General features: G+C 71.6%; 12 protein-coding genes. 11 read left to right on the top strand and 1 reads right to left on the bottom strand.

Features of this window, described 5'->3' with window-relative positions; genetic code table 11:
- Positions 1–128: 128 nt before the first annotated feature.
- The 7 genes from ACGFZW_RS06655 to ACGFZW_RS06625 all read left to right on the top strand — a co-directional run bounded on the left by ACGFZW_RS06655 (position 129) and on the right by ACGFZW_RS06625 (position 9,078).
- Entirely contained in the window at positions 129–2,288 is a 2,160-nt protein-coding gene (locus tag ACGFZW_RS06655) for a glycoside hydrolase (RefSeq protein WP_393891940.1), read from the top strand.
- A gap of 225 nt (positions 2,289–2,513) precedes the next feature.
- Positions 2,514–3,914 carry an NAD(P)/FAD-dependent oxidoreductase gene (locus ACGFZW_RS06650; protein ID WP_393891939.1) on the top strand — a complete coding sequence of 467 codons (1,401 nt, stop codon included), beginning with the start codon at positions 2,514–2,516 and terminating at the stop codon, positions 3,912–3,914.
- Between the two features lie 2 nt (positions 3,915–3,916).
- Positions 3,917–6,622: a nitrite reductase large subunit NirB gene (gene nirB / locus ACGFZW_RS06645; RefSeq protein ID WP_393891938.1), complete on the top strand. Its 2,706-nt coding sequence runs from the start codon at positions 3,917–3,919 to the stop codon at positions 6,620–6,622.
- A complete protein-coding gene (nirD, locus tag ACGFZW_RS06640; RefSeq protein ID WP_393891937.1) occupies positions 6,622–7,017 on the top strand; it encodes a nitrite reductase small subunit NirD in 396 nt (131 codons plus the stop codon). The genes nirB and nirD overlap by 1 nt, the downstream gene beginning before the upstream one ends.
- Positions 7,018–7,140: 123 nt before the next feature.
- On the top strand, positions 7,141–7,668 hold the full coding sequence (locus ACGFZW_RS06635; RefSeq protein ID WP_393891936.1) for an SRPBCC family protein: 528 nt from the start codon (positions 7,141–7,143) through the stop codon (positions 7,666–7,668).
- 59 nt (positions 7,669–7,727) lie between these two features.
- Positions 7,728–8,063 carry an ArsR/SmtB family transcription factor gene (locus ACGFZW_RS06630; protein ID WP_393892357.1) on the top strand — a complete coding sequence of 112 codons (336 nt, stop codon included), beginning with the start codon at positions 7,728–7,730 and terminating at the stop codon, positions 8,061–8,063.
- A gap of 73 nt (positions 8,064–8,136) precedes the next feature.
- Complete coding sequence (locus ACGFZW_RS06625; RefSeq protein WP_393891935.1) at positions 8,137–9,078, top strand: oxidoreductase; 942 nt, start codon at positions 8,137–8,139, stop codon at positions 9,076–9,078.
- 167 nt (positions 9,079–9,245) lie between these two features.
- Here ACGFZW_RS06625 and ACGFZW_RS06620 read toward each other — a convergent pair whose 3' ends face one another.
- Positions 9,246–9,839 carry a hypothetical protein gene (locus ACGFZW_RS06620; protein WP_393891934.1) on the bottom strand — a complete coding sequence of 198 codons (594 nt, stop codon included), beginning with the start codon at positions 9,837–9,839 and terminating at the stop codon, positions 9,246–9,248.
- Between the two features lie 1,160 nt (positions 9,840–10,999).
- Here ACGFZW_RS06620 and ACGFZW_RS06615 point away from each other — a divergent pair.
- The 4 genes from ACGFZW_RS06615 (at position 11,000) to ACGFZW_RS06600 (ending at position 19,906) form a co-directional block, all read left to right on the top strand.
- Positions 11,000–11,155 carry a hypothetical protein gene (locus ACGFZW_RS06615; protein WP_393891933.1) on the top strand — a complete coding sequence of 52 codons (156 nt, stop codon included), beginning with the start codon at positions 11,000–11,002 and terminating at the stop codon, positions 11,153–11,155.
- Between the two features lie 283 nt (positions 11,156–11,438).
- Entirely contained in the window at positions 11,439–11,816 is a 378-nt protein-coding gene (locus tag ACGFZW_RS06610) for a hypothetical protein (protein WP_393891932.1), read from the top strand.
- A gap of 107 nt (positions 11,817–11,923) precedes the next feature.
- Positions 11,924–12,427: a hypothetical protein gene (locus ACGFZW_RS06605; protein ID WP_393891931.1), complete on the top strand. Its 504-nt coding sequence runs from the start codon at positions 11,924–11,926 to the stop codon at positions 12,425–12,427.
- Between the two features lie 129 nt (positions 12,428–12,556).
- Positions 12,557–19,906, top strand: coding sequence for a toxin glutamine deamidase domain-containing protein (locus ACGFZW_RS06600; protein ID WP_393891930.1), 7,350 nt, complete (start codon positions 12,557–12,559; stop codon positions 19,904–19,906).
- Positions 19,907–20,197 lie beyond the last annotated feature (291 nt).

The raw sequence follows: 20,197 nt of genomic DNA, 5'->3' as shown, positions 1-20,197 counted from the left end.
GCGTACAAACAGGGCACAGGAGACGGAGCCGGAGGAGGGCGGTTGCGGACCCCGGAAGGGGCCCGTCAACTCCCTCCTCCGCGGCGGTTCTTAGAAGGTTCTTAAGCCCGCTGACTATCCACATCACCATGGAATCCCAGTCCGCGTCCGTTCCCGAGACCGCCCCGGGCACCGCGCCCGGCGCCGCCCCGGACAGCGCCCCCGCACCCCTCGCGTCCCCCGCCCTCGTACAGCCCCCGCAGAAGGGCCTCCGCCGCCGCGGCACACGCGTGCTCGCCGCCTCCCTCGCCCTGACCGCCACCGCCGCCTGCGTCACCGGCTGCGACAGCGCCTCGGCCGGCACCCTCCACGGCAGCCGGCTCGAACTCCCGGTCACCGGCGGCACGGCCGTCGTCGACACCGTCTCCCTCGGAGTGACCGCGCGGACCGGCGACGGCAGGCAGCTGGTCCTCTCGGACCCCGCCGCCGGAGGACTCGGCGCGCCGGGACCGGTGACCCGCACCGCCGACGGGGCGCGCTGGCGCTACCCCGCCAAGGGGCTGACGGTGACGGCCCGTTCGGAGCAGGGCCGGCTGCGGATCGGGCTGCGCTCGGACCGCGACGGCTCCGTGCACTGGCCCGTCACCGGCACCGACCCGGCCGCCTCGGCCGTCCAGCTCCCGCGCGGCGAGGGCCTGGACATCCCGGTGCGGGACGCCTTCTGGAACTCGGCGAAGGGCGGCCTTGCGGGCAGCACCGTCGACGTGGGCGCCGAGCTGTCCCTGCCGCTCTGGGGCTACAGCATGGGCGGACAGCAAAGCCCCGGCAGCTCGGAGGGCCGGAAGGGCTCCGGCGGATCGCCGCGTCCCGGCTCCGACGGTGAGTCCGGCAGCCGGTACGGCGTCAGCTATCTCACCCCCACCGACCTGGGCACCTCGCTCCGCTTCAGCTCCACCGGCGGCCGGCTGCGCGCCACCGCCGCCCATGCCTTCGACGCGGGCGAGGGCACCCGGGACTACGACGTCACCTTCGCCCTCACGGACGGCAACCCGGTCGCGCCGGCCGGCGACTACCGCTCCTACCTCGCCGAGCACGGCCAACTCGGGAGCCTGCGCGAGAAGATCAAGAAGAATCCGGCCAACGGCAAGCTGCTCGGCGCCTTCCACGCCTATGTGTGGGGCGAGGCCCGCACCGCGTCCGGTGTGCGCCGCATGCAGCAACTGGGCCTGGACCGCATGTGGCTCGGCTATGACGCGGGCCCCGGCCCGATGAACGCCGAGGCCGTGCGCGCAGCCAAGAAGGCCGGCTATCTCGTCGGCCCGTACGACTCGTTCGCCAACGGGCAGGACCCCAGGACCGCCGACAGCCCGACATCAGCCTGGCCGGGCCGGGTCTACCCGGACTTCTGCATACGAAAGGCGGACGGCAGCGCGGAAAGCGGGTTCCACGGCCGGGGCTGCTACCTCAGCTCGCGCGCCTTCGAGAAGGCCGAACCCCGAACGCACTACCTCGCCGACCGCACCCGCTCCATGGTCGCCAACGGAGCGGACAGCTACTTCCTGGACGTCGACGCGACCGGCGAGGTGTTCCGCGACCACGCACCGGGCCACGAGATGACCAAGGCGGGCGACCGCGAGAGCCGGCTGGCCCGGATGCGGCGGCTGGCGCGGCACCTCGTCCTCGGCTCGGAGACCGCCCAGCCCTGGGCCAACAAGGTGCTCGCCTACGACCACGGCGCGGGCACCCCGGTGGCCGACGGCCTGTGGAAGCTGGAGCGCGACAAGGAGAACTGGGGCGGCTACTACCCGCAGGACGCCCCCAAGAACTTCTTCAAGCCGGTGCGGCTGCCCGCCGATGTGGCCACCGCGATGTACGACCCGAAGTACCGCGTCCCCCTCTACGAGACCGCGCTGCACAGCTCCCTGGTCAACGCCGAACGCTGGGAGCTGTCCTACGACAAGCTGCCGGAGCAGAAGACCACGCGTGCGCTCCTGGCGATGCTCTACAACACCCCGCTCAACTACGTACTCGACGGGCCGACGCTGAAGCGGAACGGGCCCGAGCTCGCCGCGCTGCAGAAGTACTTCTCCCCGCTGCACCGCGCCGCGGGCACCGAGCGGATGACATCCTTCCGGTGGCTGCGCGGTGACCGCACCGTGCAGCGCACCGTCTTCGGCGACGGCACCCTGACCGTGACCGCCAACTTCGGCAGCACGGCATACAAGGGTCTGCCGGGCGGCTGCGTCGACGCCCGGCTGCGCGACGACTCGCAACCGCGCCGCCTGTGCCCGGCGTCCGCTGCCGGGTGATCCGCGGCTGATCCGCCACACGGCGGCGACAGCCCCACAGCCGCGCTCACGGGCGCGCCCCGGCGTACCCGCGCGTCACTCCGGGTCACCGCGCGCAGGCACGGTGACAGCGGTCCGACCGGCCCCGCTCCCTCACACGGGGCCCGGTACCCCGCTGAGGGCAGCGTTCCGCACGGGAAACAGTGAGGATGCGAGCGGGTAACAGCCGGGCCGCACGCTGACCACATGACCTCGACAAAGCGTGTGGTGGTGATCGGCGGCGGGATGGCCGGCGCCCGGCTCGCCCGCCAGCTGACCGCGGCGGCCGGCGCCCCGGCCGCCGCCCTCGGCAGCGTGCCCGCCGGCATCGAAGCCGCCTGCGCCGCCGCTCTCACCGTCACCCTCATCGGCGAGGAGCAGCACCCGCCCTACAACCGGGTGCTGCTCGCCGAGGTGCTCGCCGGCCGGTACTCCCCCGAGGTCATCGCGCTGCCGGAGCCCGGTGACGCGGTGCGCCGACTGAGCGGCGTACGGGTGGTGCGGATCGACCGGAGCGCGCGGCGGGTGCTGTGCGACGACGGCCAGGACGTCCCCTATGACGCGCTGGTGCTGGCCACCGGCGCCAACCCGGTGCTACCGCCGCTGCGCGGCCTCTTCACGGACGGCCGGGGAGACCTCCCGGACGGCGTGCACCCCTTCCGCACCATGGACGACTGCCAGGCCCTGGCCGCCGCGGTGCGGCCGGGCTCCCCCGCCGTCGTGATCGGCGGCGGCCTGCTGGGCGTCTCGGCGGCCCGCGCACTGGCCGGGCGCGGCGCCCAGGTGGTCCTCGCCCACCAGGGCGAGCACCTCATGGAGCGCCACCTCGACGCGGACGCCGCTTCGCTGCTCGCCGAACATCTGGAAGCTCTCGGCATCGAGGTGCACACCGAGTGCCGGGTCCGCGGCGTCGAGACCTGGCTGCGCAAGCCGGCCGAGGAGCAGCCGCCCGGCGGCCCCGTCACCCGCGCGGTGCAGGCCGTGGAGCTGGCCGACGGATTCCGCCTCGACGCGGAACTGGTCGTCCTCGCCTGTGGCGTACGGCCGCGCACGGGCCTCGCCCGGGCCGCCGGCCTGGACGTCGGCCGCGGCATCCGCGTGGACGACACGCTGCGCACCAACGACCCCGACATCTTCGCCATCGGCGACTGCGCCGAGCACGACGGCACCGTCTACGGACTGGCGGGCGCCGCCCAGGAACAGGCCGACGTGCTCTCGCGGGTGCTGACCGAGCGCCCGGCGCATCCCGCCGACGCCGCGCACGGCGCCGCCCCGTACACGGGCACCCGGGCCCTGACCCGTCTGACCCTCGCCTCGCAGACCGCGAGCCCGGTGCCCGTCAACGATCCGGTCACCGGCCGGTCCGTCCCCTTCGACCTCGCCGCCTTCGGCGAGACCACTCCCCGACCCGGCGACGACGTCGTCCGGCTCTCCGACGCCACCCGGACCTTCTACCGCAAGGTCGTGGTGCGCGGAGACCGGCTGGTCGGCGGCATCCTCCTCGGCGATCTCGGCACCGTCGGCGCGCTCGCCCGCACCTGGGAGGGCGACGAGCCGCTCCCCGCAGCCCCGCTGCTCCACCTGCTCACCACCGATGGAGGCTTCTGATCATGGCCGCAGCCGCCACCCCGCACCCGAACAGCGCCGCAACTCCCCTCCCGTCCGCCTCGGGCACCGCACCGGTACCGGACTCCGCGCGCACCACCCTCGTGGTCGTCGGCCACGGCATGGTCGGCCAGCGCTTCCTGGAGGAGCTCGCCGACCGCGGCGTCACCGAGCGGTCCCGGGTGGTCGTGCTCTGCGAGGAGCCCCGCGCCGCGTACGACCGCGTACAGCTGACCTCGTACTTCGCCGGCCGTACGCCGGAGGACCTGAGCCTGGTCGAGGGCGACTTCATGGACCGGCACGGCATCGAGCTGCACCTCGGTGACCCGGCCACCGGCATCGACCGCGAGACCCGCACGGTCACCGCCCGCTCGGGCCTGACCGTCCGCTACGACGCGCTGGTACTGGCCACCGGCTCCTACCCGTTCGTCCCGCCGGTCCCGGGCAAGGACAGCACGGGCTGCTTCGTGTACCGCACCATCGAGGACCTGCTCGACATCGAGGAGTACGCCAAGAACGCCCGCGCCGGCGTCGTCGTCGGCGGTGGGCTGCTCGGCCTGGAGGCGGCCGGTGCGCTCAAGGGCCTCGGAGTGCACACCCACATCGTGGAGTTCAACCCGCGGCTGATGGCCCTCCAGGTGGACGAGGGCGGCGGCAGCGCGCTGCGCCGCACTGTCGAGGAGATGGGCCTGGAGGTGCACACCGGCGTCGGCGGCAAGGAGATCGTCGCGGACGACGGCGGCACCGTCACGGCCATGGAGCTCTCCGACGGCTCCCGCCTCGACACCGACCTGGTCATCTTCTCCGCCGGTGTCCGCCCCCGCGACCAGCTCGCCCGGGAGTGCGGCCTGACGGTCGGCGAGCGCGGCGGCATCAGCATCGACGAGCAGTGCCGCACCAGCGACCCCGCCGTCTACGCGATCGGCGAATGCGCGCTGGCCAGTGACGGCCGGGTGTACGGCCTGGTCGCACCGGGCTACGACATGGCCCGCACGGCCGCCGAGACCATCGCCCGCAGCACGGCGCCGGCCGACGACGCGGCCGACGGCGAGGAGTCCGCCTTCACCGGCGCCGACCTCTCCACCAAGCTCAAGCTGCTCGGCGTGGACGTGGCGTCCTTCGGTGACGCGCACGGCACCACCGAAGGCTGCCTCGACGTCGTCTACTCCGACTCCCGCAGCGGCGTCTACAAGAAGCTGGTGATCGGCTCCGAGGGTGAGCTGCTGGGCGGCGTCCTGGTCGGCGACGCCGAGGCGTACGGCATGCTCCGCCCGCTGACCGGCACCGTTCCCCCGCTGGCGCCCGAGCAGTTGGTGCTCCCCGCCGGGTTCGCGGCCGACGGCGGCGCCGCCGCGCTCGGCCCGTCCGCACTCCCCGACAGCGCCGTGCTGTGCAACTGTCACAACGTCACCAAGGGCACCGTCCGGGCCGCCGTCACCGAGCACTCCTGCACCACCCTCCCCGAGGTCAAGAAGTGCACCAAGGCCGGTACCGGCTGCGGCAGCTGCATCAAGACACTCACCGCCGTCGTCAACGACGAACTGGCCGCGAACGGCGCCACCATCGACTCCGGCCTGTGCGGCTGCTTCCCGCACACCCGCGCCGAGCTCTACGAGATCGTCCGCACCCTGCGCATGACGACCTTCGCTGAGCTGCTTGACTCGCACGGCCGCCCGGAGGCCAGGGACGGTGACGGCTGCGAGGTCTGCAAGCCGACCGTCGGCTCGATCATCGCCTCCCTCGCCCCGTCCGTCGGCGCCGACGGCTACGTCCTCGAAGGCGAGCAGGCCGCCCTTCAGGACACCAACGACCACTTCCTCGCCAACCTCCAGCGCAACGGCTCGTACTCGATCGTGCCGCGCATCCCCGGCGGTGAGATCACCCCGGAGAAACTGATCGTCATCGGCGAGGTGGCCCGCGACTTCGGCCTCTACACCAAGATCACCGGAGGCCAGCGGATCGACCTGTTCGGCGCCCGCGTCGACCAGCTCCCGCAGGTGTGGGCCCGGCTGGTGGACGCCGGCTTCGAGTCGGGGCACGCGTACGGCAAGGCCCTGCGCACCGTGAAGTCCTGCGTCGGGCAGACCTGGTGCCGCTACGGCGTCCAGGACTCCGTCCGGATGGCCATCGACCTGGAGCTGCGCTACCGCGGCCTGCGCTCGCCGCACAAGCTCAAGTCCGCGGTGTCCGGCTGCGCCCGCGAGTGTGCGGAGGCGCGGGGCAAGGACTTCGGCGTCATCGCCACCTCCAACGGCTGGAACCTCTACGTGGGCGGCAACGGCGGCGCGGATCCGCGCCACGCCGACCTCCTCGCCCAGGACCTCTCGGACGCCGAACTGGTCCGCCTCATCGACCGGTTCCTGATGTTCTACATCCGCACCGCCGACCGGCTGGAGCGCACCTCGGCGTGGCTGGAGCGGATCGAGGGCGGTCTGGACCATGTACGGGACGTCGTCGTCCACGACTCCCTCGGTCTGTGCGACGAGCTGGAAGCCCTGATGGCCGCGCATGTCTCGCACTACCGCGACGAGTGGGCCGAGACCCTCGCGGACCCGGAGCGGCTGGCCCGCTTCGTCTCCTTCGTCAACGCGCCGGACGCGCCGGACCCCTCGGTCCGGTTCGTGCCCGAGCGCGACCAGGTCAAGCCGGACCTGACGCTGCTGGCCGGCCCGACCCTGCCCGTACGCACTCTGGAAGGGACCTCTGTCTGATGACCACCGCACCGAGCTCCACCCTGACCACCCCGCCCATCGCGCCCGCCACCACCACGGTCGAGATCCTCTGCGAGGACGGCTGGTTCGCGGTCTGCTCGCTCGACGACCTCATCGCGGGGCGCGGGGTGGCCGCCCTGCTTCCCGACGGCGGTCAGGCCGCGCTGTTCGTGGACCGCGCCGGCCGGGCGTACGCGATCGGCAACCGTGACCCGTTCACCGGCGCGTATGTGCTCTCCCGCGGCCTGACGGGCTCCACCGAAGGCCGCCCGTTCGTGGCGTCGCCGCTGCTCAAGCAGCGTTTCGACCTCGCGACCGGCGAATGCCTGGACGACGCGGCGATGTCCGTCCCCACCTACCGCGTACGCACCCGGAACGGCGCGACCGGCAGCTGACGGCCGGGCGCGCACCACCCGGCGCACCCCTTGGGCGCAACCTGCGGGTTGCACCTCCCGTCGTGACGTGCAACCATCGAGTAGCACATCAGGTCTACTCGAGACGGTGGGAGGTCCCACGCCATGAACACCGATGAAACCGACACCGGCGACCGAGGCGACGAGAGCCGCACGAGCGTCGGCGGGGCGGATGCGGAGCGCCCCGGGGACCGCATCGCACGCGAGATCAGCATCGCCGCACCCGTGGAGCGCGTCTGGGCGGTGCTCACCGAACCCGAGCACGTCGGCTCCTGGTTCGGGCAGGGCACACCGACCCCGGTCGACCTCCGCCCCGGGGGCATCATGCAGCTCGACCACGGCGCCTACGGCCAGTTCCCGACCACCATCGTCCGGGTCGACCCACCGCACCGCTTCTCCTACCGGTGGGCCAGCGCGTTCCCCGGCGAGGTCGCGACCGAGGGCAACTCCACCCTGGTGGAATTCACCCTCACCCCGGAGGGCGACGGCACCCGGCTGCGGGTGGTGGAGACCGGCTTCGCCGACCTCACCATTCCCGAGGACAGGCCGGGCGGCTCGTACGAGAGCCACTCCGAGGGCTGGTCAGGACAGGTCGAGAACATCCGCCGGTATGCGGAGCGGCTCGCGGCATGACCGCTGACGGCACCACCAACAGTGGCAGCGACAGCGCCACCGACACCGGCCGCGACACCGTGGCGGAGGTGCTGTCCGCGCTGGCCGACCCGACCCGCCGCCGGATACTCGACGCCCTCGCCGCGCACGGCGAGGCGACCGCCACGGTCCTGGCAGCGGAACTGCCGGTCAGCCGCCAGGCCATCGTCAAACACCTGGGAGTCCTCGACCGGGCCGGCCTGGTCGCCGGCCACCGCGAGGGCCGCGAGGCCCGCTACCGCGTGCGCCCCGAGCTGCTCGGCCTCACCGCCCGCTGGATGGACCGCGTCGCCGCCGACTGGGACACCCGCCTCTCGGCCATCAAGCGTCTCTCCGAGCAGGAACCACCCCCAGGGGCCCACCACTCCGGTCACTGACCGGGGCCCACCTCCCCGAGAGCGCCCCGGCTCCCGGAGCTACCCTGGGTGCCCCCTACGGAGGAGTGCAGGCGTGACCCGGTGGAACACCAGCCACATCCCCGACCAGACCGGCCGTTCGGCGATCGTCACGGGCGCCAACAGCGGCATCGGCTACGTCGCAGCGCGGGAGCTGGCACGGCGCGGCGCCCGCGTCCTGCTGGCCTGTCGCAACGAGGCCCGGGGCGTCGCCGCGTTGGAGCGGCTGCGCGCCGAGGTCCCCACCGCCGAAGCGGAGTTCCGGCAGCTGGATCTGGCCGACCTGTCGTCGGTACGCGACTTCGCCGCCACCCTCGGCGACTTCGACGGTGACCGGCTGGACCTGCTCATCAACAACGCGGGCGTGATGGCGCTGCCGTACCGCACCACCACCGACGGCTTCGAGATGCAGTTCGGCACCAACCACCTCGGCCACTTCGCGCTGACCGGGCTCCTGCTGCCCAAGCTCCTCGCCACCCCGGGGGCGCGTGTCGTCACCGTCTCCAGCATGCTGCACGCCATCGCCGACGTCGATCTCGACGACCTCAACAGCGAGCGGTCCTACCGCCGCTGGGTCGCCTACGGCCGGTCGAAGAGCGCCAACCTCCTCTTCGTCCACGAGCTGTCCCGCCGCCTGGCCGCGGCCGGCTCAAAGGTCGTCGCGGCCGCCGCACACCCCGGTTACGCCTCCACCAATCTCCAGACCGCAGGCGCCCGGATGGAGGGCCGCAGGTCCGCCGAGCGGATCATCGAGGTGGGCAACCGCATCATCGCCCAGCCGCCGGACGGCGGCGCCCTCGGGACGCTCTGCGCCGCCACCGCCCCGCACATGAAGCCGGACTCCTTCATCGGCCCCCGCAGCGGCCTGCGCGGCGCCCCGGCCCCGTCCTTCCGCGCCCCGTGGACCAAGAAGGACACCACCTCGGAGCGGCTGTGGGCGGCCTCCGTCGAACTCACCGGCGTCCGCTACGACTTCACACCGCCGACGACGACCTGACGGCAGCCGCGGCGGTGCCCGGGGCCGCAGGGACAGCAAGGTGAGCAGGGTGGGCAGCACCCGGACTGAGGCACGGGGCGGCCGGTCCGAGGGCTGGAGCGTGACCGGGGTGCTGCAACGCCCGCACACCGGCAGCGGCCGGGCCCGCGTTATCGACCGGGCTGCCCTCACCCCAGCCCCGACGCCTCGAACACCGCCCGCGCTCCGTCGTGATCGATCCGCTCCGCGAGCTCCCGCAGCGGTGCCGCGCCACAGCGCAGCACCCCGCGCGCGCGGGAGAGGCGCACGCCCTGCTCAAGGTGGTGCCACAGCAGCGGGTTCGCGGTGAGCACCTCGGGGTCCAGTTCCACCCGTCCCCCCAGGGCGTCGCGCAGCACCAGCCTCGGGGACATGCCGTCGCTGTGGCGTACGAGGACGAGCAGATCGGTGCGGACCACGCAGGTACGCACCAGCCCCCGGGAGGCCAGCCAGTGCTCGCCCGCACTCACCCGTGGCGGGTAGAGCACCGCGAACAGCGCCAGCGCAACGGCCGTCCAGCACAGCGCGCGCCAGTGCGCGAGGGTCCCGTTGGCCAGGTCGACCAGCAGCATGACGGCGAGCAGCCCGGCCGCGCACCAGAGCGCGCTGCGCAGTTCGGGCAGCCGGGTCCGGTCCCGGCCGTCCGGCTCACCCTGCCGTGGCAGCGATGACTTGACCGCCGCCCGGAAACTCCGCCGTCGGTCCCCCGCCACCGCCGGCCGCGCAGCGCTCCTCCCCCTCACGGGCCGCCCCCTCCCAGGAGCCACTCCCGTCCCCGCCGTGCGATCCCCGCTGTCCCTACAGCCCCTGCTGTCCCCGATGCCCCTGCAGCCCTCCTTCTCCCCGCAGCCCCCCTTGTCGCCGCTGTCCCCGTCGTCTTGGTCGTCTCCGTCGTCCCTCGTGAAATCGGGCCCCAGGCCACGTCGCCGTCCCATACTTCGAAGCTAGAGCGGCCCGGCCGGGCGGCCGGGGCCATTTGCACGGCGCTGACGCGGCCCCCGCGAACCTTGACGCGGCGATGACACGGCGTTGACACGGGCGCCCAAATGCGGCCACACCGCACACATAACCGGCCGCAGGCCACGCGACAGGGCGCCGGACCGCCCGCCTCTCACAACGCCCACTCCGGAACCGGCACGGCGCGGCGGTCGCCAATGCGTGCCGCCGGGACACGGACATGGCCGTCCGCCGCCCCCACGTCCGTCCGCCCCCGCATGTGGGAGCGGCTGATTGTCGGTGGTGCCCCCTACCGTGAGGTCATGGACGCCGCCGTGGCTTACGAAGCGCGCCCCGCCGAAGTCACCGCTCAGGCTGGGCTGCTGAGCTCCTGCCTCGACGAGCGCACGGATCTGACCACGTCAGTGCCTTCCCGTCCCGACGGGAACCTCGTCCCATTGCTCCAGCATCTCGGCCGTGTCCACCGCTGATGGAGGGGGTCGTCCGGACCCGGGCGGCCGAGCCCCTGCCCGACACCGCTACTCCGCGTCCTTCCGCACGAAAGCACGGAGTCTCCGGCCGCGCTCGCCGAGGGCAACCCAACTGCTCGCCGACACACTCGGTACGGCGGGCCCTGATGCCAGCATCTGGACCCCGCTCCCCCATGGGTCTCTGCCTTCTTCGCCTGGCGCATGGCCCCACGAGACGGCCGTTCACCGCGCCGACGCGACGCCGGCTCTCGGCGGGAACTTCACCGTCGCCCAGCGGGTCGTCGCCCGTGATGCTCTCGACGAGTGGATGGAACCGGACTCGCTCCCCGAGATGTTCGACCACCATCCCGACCGGCGCGAACTCCTCGGCCCGGGCCGCACCCTGCACTCCCTGCACTTCCACGCCACGAACACCCCGCCGGAGGCCGCCGCCGACTGGCTCGTCGACCCCACCGGCGACGCCCTGGCCTGGCGGCGTGCGCAGGAACCTGCCGAGGTCTCGGTCCGCGCGCGCCCTCACGGACCTGTTGCTCCTCATGTACGGCCGAGTTCCCGTCGACAGCGACACCTTCGAGGTCGTGGGTGATGTGGAGCTGCTGGAATTCCTGTCGGCTCGGGCGCTGTTCGGCTGAGCGTCCGTGTCTGTGCGGCGGCGGTGGCCCGCAGTGGTGGCAGGTGGCCGGGCTGCTCGGGGGCCCGGCGGTCCGACGGTCCGACGGTCCGGCGGGCCGGCAGTCCGGCGGTCCGGCGGTCCGGCGGGCCGGCAGTCCGGCGGTCCGGCGGTCCGGCGGGCCGGCAGTCCGGCGGTCCGGCGGTCCGGCGGTCCGTCGGCACCTCCTGCGAACCAACGAGCCCGCCATGGCGTGAGTTAGGTTGAACGTCACCGACCGAACCACGTGCCAGGGAGACCGCACCATGACCGAATCCGACCACACGGGCAGCACTCCCGGCCTGCCTCCGACGCCTCCTCCGCTCCCGCCCGAGCAGGTGGACGCCGGACCGCGCCTTGTGCCGACGAGCGAGGCCGAGGCCCTGGAGATCGGTCGTCAGCACTTCCCCGAGGTCGGCTCACCGGGCGGGCCGTCCGCGCTGTACGTCCACGAATTCGACATCGGCTACCTGATCCACGCGGGCTGGCCGGCCCCCGAGGACCCCACCGCGGCTCCCCCGGCGCCCGGGGGAAGCAATGTCGTCATCAACAAGGACAACGGCGACGTGACATTCCTGCCCAACTTCCCCCCGGAGGCCGCCGTGGAGCTCTACCACAGCTCCTACCGGCCAAGTGGCTCCTGAGCACACCTGGTTGCTCGGACGGACGGGCTTGGCGGGTTGTCAGCGGGGTTGGTTAAGCTTTGGCTTGAATATCTCATTGGGTAACCATTACGAACACGGGGGACGTTGTGGCGGGCGCTGGGTTCCAGACCAATGTGGAGGGCCTCAAGGCCGAGGGCACGAATTTCGTCAATCTCGGCGAGGACTTCTATTCCTCGGTGGCGCGGCTGATGGATGGCCTGAATGCGCTGGGCGCGGGGCCGCCCAGCAACGGGGACGAAGGGCCACCGGAGGAGAAGAAGTCCTTCGGCGAGCAGTTCGTGAGCGGTCTGACGTCGTTCGCCAGCATGGCCGACGCCCCTCCGTGGGGGGACGACGAGATCGGCGAGAAGTTCGGCGTCGCCTACGAGGGCGTCCGTGACGGCATGTACGAGTCGATGGGGCACCTCTCCTCGAAGCTCCAGGAAATCGGCAAGGCGCTAACCTCGATGTCCAAGCACCACGCGGAGAACGAGGACTTCAACGACTCGCTGATGAAGCAGCATGTCGCCAACCAGCAGGGGTGGCAGGACCCGACCAAGGCCCCAGCGAAGGGCACCTTCACCGAGGCCCGCCTCACCGGTCCGTCCTGACCCACCGGGCTACCGGCCCTGGACCGCCGACCGGTCCCGATCTCTTGACGCGGGCGTCTTCCCGCACGGCCCGTTCCGCAGTACGCCGTAACGCCTTTCATTTCACGGGGGAGCTTCACCTTGTCTTTGATGCTGCCGGATCCTCTTGAGTGGGTCCTGGACATGCTCGGCTTCAACTGGCCGCATGCGGACGAGGACAAGCTGATCGAGTGTGCCCAGGTGTGGCGCACGTTCGCGGCGGAGGTCCAGGGCCATGCGGCCCGGGGCAACACGTACGCGAGCAATGTGCTCGGCGAGAACTCCGGCGACTCCATCGAGGGCTTCAGCAAGGCGTGGGAGAAGTTCTCCGGCGGGTCGGGTTACCTCAACGACGCCGCTGAGGCGGCCGAGGTCATCGCCTTCACGCTGGAGGCCGCGGCGATGCTGGTCATCGGCATGAAGACCGCCGTGATCGTGCAGCTGGCCATCCTGGCCGCCGAGATCATCGCGGCCCAGGCCGCTGCCCCCTTCACTCTGGGCCTGTCCGAAATCGGCGCGGCGGCGGCGACGTTGGCCACGCGTGAAGTGGTCCGCCGGATCCTGAAGGAAGTGGCACAACAGCTCCTCCAGGCGATCGTGGAGGCCGCCAAGGAGCCGGTGATCTCCGCGCTCGAGGCGATGGTCTCCGACCTCATAGCCCAGACCGTCAACCAGAACTTCGGTGCCCAGAAGGGCTACGACCTCGGCCGGACCGCCAAGGAGGGCCAGAAGGCCGCCAAGGACGCCTTCGACAACATGGGCGAGAGCCTGGGTGAGGGCCTTCGTGACGGCGCGGGCGGCCGCGCGGGGCATCGAGCCCGCCAGGGCCTCGACAGCGCCGCCGGTCACGACAGCGGCGGAGGCTCCGACGGGACGGGCGACTCCGGGAGCGGGTCGAGCTCGGACAGTGGGTCGGGTTCGGACAGTGGGTCGGGCTCGCGCAGTGGGTCGGGTTCCGGCAGTGGGTCGGGTTCCGGCAGTGGGTCCGATGGCGGCGGGTCCGGGTCGGGTTCCGGCTCGGGCAGCAGCTCCGGCGGCGCCTCCGGGTCTGGTTCCGGGGCCGACTCCGGGCCCGGGTCCGGCTCGGGTTCGGGTTCGGGCGGCAGTTCCACCGACTCCGGCGGGAGTGGCGCGGGCGGCGGCAGCCGCAGCGGCTCGGACGGCGGTTCCACGAGTCATACTCCCCGGGCTTCCGACAACGCGGGCGCCTCGGGCGGCTCCGGCGCCGGTGGTGCGGACTCCGGCGGCACGGGCAGCAACCCGTCCTCCACCAACAGTCCCACCAACAGCCCCTCGGACGGTGCGTCCAACGGCTCCGACCCCGCCCGCAGCGTCCCCGACGCGCAGCCCCTGCCGCCCCCTGAGCAACGCTCCCCCTTCGACGAGGGCTTCCGAGGCGGCAACGACAGCCCCTACGGCACCACCCCCGACACGGGCCACACTCCCGACGCGGGCACCACCCCGGACGCCTCCCGCCCGGACGCGGACTCGGTCAGCACCCGTCCCACACCGGACACCACCCCGGACGCCACCCGCCCGGACGCCGACCCGGTCAGCACCCAGCCCACACCGGACAACACCCCCGACGCGGCCCGCCCCGACCCTGACTCGGTCAGCACCCAGCCCGCGCCGGACAACACCCCCGACTCCGCCCGCCCCGACCCTGACTCGGTCACCACCCAGCCCGCGCCGGACAACACCCCCGACGCGGCCCGCCCGGACGCCGACCCCGTCAGCACGCAACCCGACCGGGACAACACCCCTGACTCCGCCCGCCCGGACGCCGACCCGGTCAGCACGCAACCCGCCCGGGACAACACCCCCGACTCCGCGCGCCCGGATCGCCCGGATACGGACGGGGTCACCACCCAGCCCGCCCGGGACAACACTCCCGACGCCGCCCGTCCCGCGGCCGCGCCGGACCCCGTCGCCACCCAGCCCGCGCCGGACTCCGCACCCCACGAGGGCGGCTCTTCGCGCCCCGACGCGCCCCAGCCGGCACCGGCCCCCACTGCGGACTCGGGCCCAGGCCCCGTAGCCGGCAACCCTCCCTCCACCGGCGACACTTCCCACGACGGCAGCGGCAACGCCACCAACAACAACGGCGACAACACCGCCGGCGGCAGCGGGCGCGCCTCGATGCCCCACGTCGGCACACCGCCGCAGGGCGCCCCCGTCCAGCACACGCCCTCCTCCGGCCCGCCCATCCAGCAGCGCGACCCGGCCCCCGGCGACCCCATGCCCACGGTGGACACCCCTGACGACACCGTCACCACTCAGTCCGCAGGCACCGCAACCCTCCCCCCACCCACCCAACACGCCCCCGACACGAGCGCGCCCGCCACCCCCACCCCCCAGCAGGCGCAGCAGCCCAACACACCCCAGACCCCCGGCCCGATGATGGGCGGCATCCCCCACCAGGGCGCCGCCGCCACCACCCCCCGCACCGGCACACCGCCCCGCGGCGCACCCCCCGCCGGCAGCAACGGAAACGCTTCTGCAGGCACCAACCGCCGCCCGGACGGCTCCCAGGCCATCCACGACGCCACCCAGCAAACCCGCCCCGAGGCCCCCGCCTACAACCGCCGCCTCGACGGCCCCCGCCAAGAAGAAACGTCCCGCCCCTACAACCCACGCCTGGACGGCCCCCGCCGCGACACCGAACCCCGGCCCGGGAACGACGGCAACACCCGCCCGGACGCCGCCCGCCCGGACAACCAGCAACAGCCCCGTCACGACGCCCCGACACCGCGCCCCGACAACACAGGGCCTGAGAACACCAGCCCTGACAACGCACGTCCGGACAGTACCCGCCCGGATGCGGATCGCCCTGAAGGTTCCCGCCCGGATACGGACCGCCCGGAAGGCTCCCGTCCAGACGCGGCCCGACCCGACGCCACCCACCCGGATGCGGCCAGCCCCGACGCCGCTCGCCCGGACGGGACACGCCCCGACGCGACTCATCCCGACGGAACGCGCCCGCCCGCTCAGCCGTCCCCCGCTCACCCGGACCGGACACAGCCCGACGCCGCGCCTGACCAGGCCCCGTCGCAGCCCGGTGCCCAGGCCCCCACACGCCCGGGTGCCCAAACTCCCAGCGCGCCGAACCCGAACATCCCGCACCAGAACCAGCAGCCGCAGCACCAGCAGCCGACGCCGCAACAGCAGCAGCCGCATAACCAGTCGCAACCCACCCTCCAGAGCCAAACCCCCACCCAGCAGCAGACTCCTCAACAGCAGCCCAACCCGCACACGCAGCAACAGCAGCCGCAGCACCAGCCGCAGCAGCAACCTGCGCCCCACCAGCAGCCGGCTCCGCACCACCAGGACCCCAACCAGACCCAGCCCGTCCCGAACCAGCAGCAACAGCAGCCTCAGCACCAGGCGCCGGTCCCGCAGCCCTCGAACCTCCGCAGCCACACCGACGTGCGGATCGGCCTCAACGTTCAGCCGGGTGGCCTGTACTCGCCGTTCCCGCACGACCAGCAGGCCCTGCTGAACACCTTCCCGCGGAACCCGGACGGCACCCCGCGGGCGTTCAACGACCCGTTCCAGCCCTGGGCCCAGCTCCAGAACGACGGCGGCCACACCGTCCTCGGCCGCTCCAACAACTGCGCCGACTGCACCCGCTCCTTCATCGAGTCCTGGTACGGCAACCCGCAGGTGTCCTCACCACGCACCTACGACCCGGACGGCAAGGGCGGCATCGACCGCGCATCCGGAGAGCAGAACGGCACCGCCAACATCGAGCAGTGGGCGGGCACCTCTTTCCGTAATTCCGGGCCCAACTCCAAGGACGGCTACGACCGCATAGCCGACGACCTCCGTAAGGCGGGCCCCGGCGCGGCTGCCGCGGTACTGGTCACCTGGCCCGACAAGCCCGACGGCAGTTCCGGCGGCGCCCACGTCTTCAACGCCGTCAACCACAACGGCAAGGTCGTCTGGGTCGACAGCCAGACCGGCAAGATCAGCGACCAGCCCATCAACACCAGCGCCAAGAACGTCTGGCACCTGGTCCTGGACGCCAACCGCCAACCGTTCGACCCCGCCGCAACCCAGAACCAGCAAGCCCAGGCCCAGCCCCACGCTCAGCAGCAGGCCCAGACCCACCAGAACCAGCAGCCCCAAAACCAGCAGCAGGCACAAGCCCAGGCCCAGCAGCAGGCGCACGCCCAGGCGCAGGCGCATGCCCAGGCACAGGCCCAGCAGCACGCCCAGGCCCAGGCACAGGCCCAGCAAGCCCAGGCCCAGGCTCAACAGCACGCACAGCAGGCACAACAAGCTCAGGCCCAGCAGGCACAAGCCCAGCAACAGGCACAGCAACACGCCCAGGCCCAGCAGCAGCCCAACCCGTACGCCCAACAACAGCAGCCGGGCCCCTACGTCCAGCAGCAGCAACAGAGCCCGTACGCCCAGCCGCACCAGCAGCAGAACCCGTACACCCAGCAGCCGCAACAACAGCCCGGGCCCTACCAGCAACAGCAGCAGAACCCCTACACGCAACAACCCCACCAGCAGCCAGGCCCGTACACCCAGCAGCCGCACCAGCAGCCGGCCCCGCAGCAACAGCCGGGCCCGTACAACCAGCAGCAGCAGCCCGGCCCGTACCAGCAGCAACAGCCGAACCCGTACGCCCAGCCGCATCAGCAAAACCCCTACACCCAGCAGCAGTCACAGCAACCGCAGCAGCCTGGGCCGTACCAACAGCCTCACCAACAGCAGCCGGGCCCGTACACCCAGCCCCAACAGCAGCAGCCCCAGGCCTACAACCCGTACCAGCAGCCCCAGCCTGCGCCGCAGCAGCAGCCTCACCCGCAGGCCCCGCACTACCCGAACCTCCCGCAAAACCCCCAGAACCCGGCAGCCGCACCCACCACAGCCGCCGGCAGTTCGCCGACCCCGGACGCCCAGCGCCCCAATCCCCAACGTCCGGGCGGCCGCCCGGAGACCAATGCGTCCGACGCGACGCCGGGCACTGCCACGGACTCGCGTCAGCCTGCCCAGGAACCGTCGCACTCCCAGGCGCCCACAGATCCGAACGCTTCCGCCGACCACCGCGAAAGCAGCACCCCCGAGCGCCCGGACAACCCCGACCAGACCTCTCAGCCAGGTAACGGCAACCCCTCGGAGCGCGCGGCCGAGTCCGACGCCACGAACGAGGCAACCCCCACCGACGCAGACAACAAGAACGACCAGAAGACCGGCTCGTCCGACGCCGCCCCGGCCTCCGAAACCCGAAACCGGGAACGCCCGGGCGGTCTCGACGACCCCACCGACGAGCACCAGCAGCAGGTCGAGGACTCGATCCCCAAGGACGAGAACGGCGAACCGCAGCGCCACCCGGACCCCGACGACGGCAACTGGGTCGACTCCATCAACGACCCCGGGCCCGACGCCCCCGGCCGCAACAACAACTGCGTCGACGCCGCCCTCGCCACCGCCGACACCTACTCCGGCAACCCCACCGCCGCCGCCCAGCGCACCCCCGACACCAACCCCGACGGCAGCCCCTCCGACCGCGGCGAGAACAACGGCCGCGACCGCATCGAAAACACCCTCGGCGCCCGCTTCAACGACTACGGAAACGGCCCCCAGGCCTTCAACCGCCTGGAAAACACCCTCCGCGACTCCGGCCACGGCTCACAAGCCGTCATCATCACCCAGGACAACAACGGCCGCGCCCACGCCTGGAACGTCGTCAACCACAACGGCAAAATCACCTACGTCGACTCCCAGACCGGCCAACGCAGCGACAAGCCGCTCCACAACGGCGACAACGGCGTCCACGCCATCCCGCTCGACGACAATCGGCGCCCTCTCCCGCCCGCGGACAACAATCACAGCACCGACAACGACCGCGGCACCGAGCGCGACCGTCGGCCCGCCGCCAACCCCGCCGGCGCCGCGGAGGAATCGCCCAGCGCACATGCGTCGCGGGCAGCACGGAACGCGACCCTTCCTCACCCCGAACCCGCTCCTCAGCCCAAGACCGAGTCCGGGGGCGCTCCCGACCCCGACGCCATGGATGTCGATCAGGACCCCGACGCCATGGATGTGGATCAGGAGGGAGTGCCTCTCGACGGCTCTCAGGGGCCGCTGCGTGCGAGCCATGACGTCCGTCGCATGGAACTGGCTCCCGTACACGCGCAGATGAGGGCGTGGGCTCAGAGCGACCAGCAGCCGCTGGCGCGGTTGCTGGAGAACGCCGCCCACCGTCGAGCCGCTTACGAAGCAGCCACGAGTCCCGTCAGGGATGCCAAACGAGCCGTCGATGACGCCAGAAAAGCTCACGACGACGCCAAACGAGCGCTCAAGAAGGCCCGCAAGGAGGCCAAACAGGCCACTGGGGACGCAAAGCTTGCCGCCGAACAAGCTGCGGCAAACGCCAAACAGGCCATTGCCGACGCCAAGCAGGCCATTCCCCAGGCCGAAGCGGCCCACGCGGCAGCCCGCGAAGCCCACAAGGGCACTCCGTTCCCGCCAACCGCCTTCACGGAGAGGGAACTCCGGAGCATCCTCGGCGATGAGTTCGCCCGCATGAACGACGGCGAGCGGCACGTCGTCGTGGCGACTCTGGGCCGCATGAGTCTCGCATTTCACGCGAACCATGCCGTTGGTTTGTCCCCCGAGCCGGCAGCGGACGGCGATTCCCCGTACGCAGGCGCCCCGAAGAAGAAGAGCGGTGCGGAGGACCCGGCAACGAAGAACGATGAGTCTGTGGCTACTGGACGACGCGAACGCACCGCAGAGAACGCCACGGCCTCAAACGCGTTTCCGACCGATTACCGAGGATCCGGCAGCCCGACGGACCAGGCTATCCAGAACCTGCAACAGAAGACCAAGGAGCGGGACGGGGCACCAACCCCACCGAGCATCACCGCCCTGCTGGACGACGCAGAACGCAACGTACCCGACTTCACCGACAAGAATTACGCCGTATTGGAGGTCGTTGATTCGAAGGGGGAGAGCACCTACGTCATCGACTCCTCATTGCCCACCGGGTCGGACGGTGTGGTTCCGCGGCACTCCGAAAAGCATTTGCTGGACTGGTTCAAGCGACTCAACGAGAGCAACGCGGCAGCGGGTATGCCCGGATACACCATCGCTGGTCTTTATACCGAGCGCGAGCCTTGCGGCCTCCGCACCAGAAATTCAGGCCATGCGGACTGTTCCAAGGTGATTCGCGATTCTCAGGACATGGCCGGAGTTCCCGTGTACTACAGCACGACATACCGGTTCGACGAAGACCGGAAGCCGTTGCAGGACGCGGTACGCGAGGAGTTGAAGAATCAGGGCAAAACTGCCGCCGAGATCAAGTCACAGGTCTCTGAAACTTACACCGAAGCCCAACTTGCAATGAAGAAGGAGATGCACGATCATCTGCAGGTTGTGGGCGAGCTCTGGGCCCTGACCAGGGTTCAGATGGTGCAACGGCAGATCGACGGGACAGTGGGAACATAGTGACAAACCCCGAGAATGCTTCCCGAAGTTCGCATCCTGAGGCGATCACCGCTGTCCGCGACTGGTGGCGAGACCGACGCCCTGGTAGCCCTCCGGCGTTTCTGCTCGACCCGTCAGGGACGAGCGGCGCCTCGATTCTGCGGGAAGTCCACAGTCGCACTGAAGACAGTGTCCTTGTAGATGCCCACGGGCTCACCGCGGAGAAGATCCAGGAAACAGTTCTGCTCGCTCTAGGGGTGGATCTGTCACCCGGTAGCAGGAGTGGCTGGCGAAGTGCTCTGCGGCGGATCG

The organism is Streptomyces sp. NPDC048248 (genome assembly GCF_043201875.1).
In the GTDB taxonomy this organism is placed as follows: domain Bacteria; phylum Actinomycetota; class Actinomycetes; order Streptomycetales; family Streptomycetaceae; genus Streptomyces.
Note: the sequence above shows the minus strand (reverse complement) of the source record. Positions and strands in the feature narration are given on the sequence as shown.

Excerpts from the sequence above, each read along its gene's own strand:
- ACGFZW_RS06610 (WP_393891932.1), top strand. The coding sequence starts at position 11,439 with ATGACCGAATCCGACCACACGGGCAGCACTCCCGGCCTGCCTCCGACG.
- nirD (WP_393891937.1), top strand. The coding sequence starts at position 6,622 with ATGACCACCGCACCGAGCTCCACCCTGACCACCCCGCCCATCGCGCCC.
- ACGFZW_RS06655 (WP_393891940.1), top strand. The coding sequence starts at position 129 with ATGGAATCCCAGTCCGCGTCCGTTCCCGAGACCGCCCCGGGCACCGCG.
- nirB (WP_393891938.1), top strand. The coding sequence starts at position 3,917 with ATGGCCGCAGCCGCCACCCCGCACCCGAACAGCGCCGCAACTCCCCTC.
- ACGFZW_RS06600 (WP_393891930.1), top strand. The coding sequence starts at position 12,557 with ATGCTGCCGGATCCTCTTGAGTGGGTCCTGGACATGCTCGGCTTCAAC.
- ACGFZW_RS06650 (WP_393891939.1), top strand. The coding sequence starts at position 2,514 with ATGACCTCGACAAAGCGTGTGGTGGTGATCGGCGGCGGGATGGCCGGC.
- ACGFZW_RS06635 (WP_393891936.1), top strand. The coding sequence starts at position 7,141 with ATGAACACCGATGAAACCGACACCGGCGACCGAGGCGACGAGAGCCGC.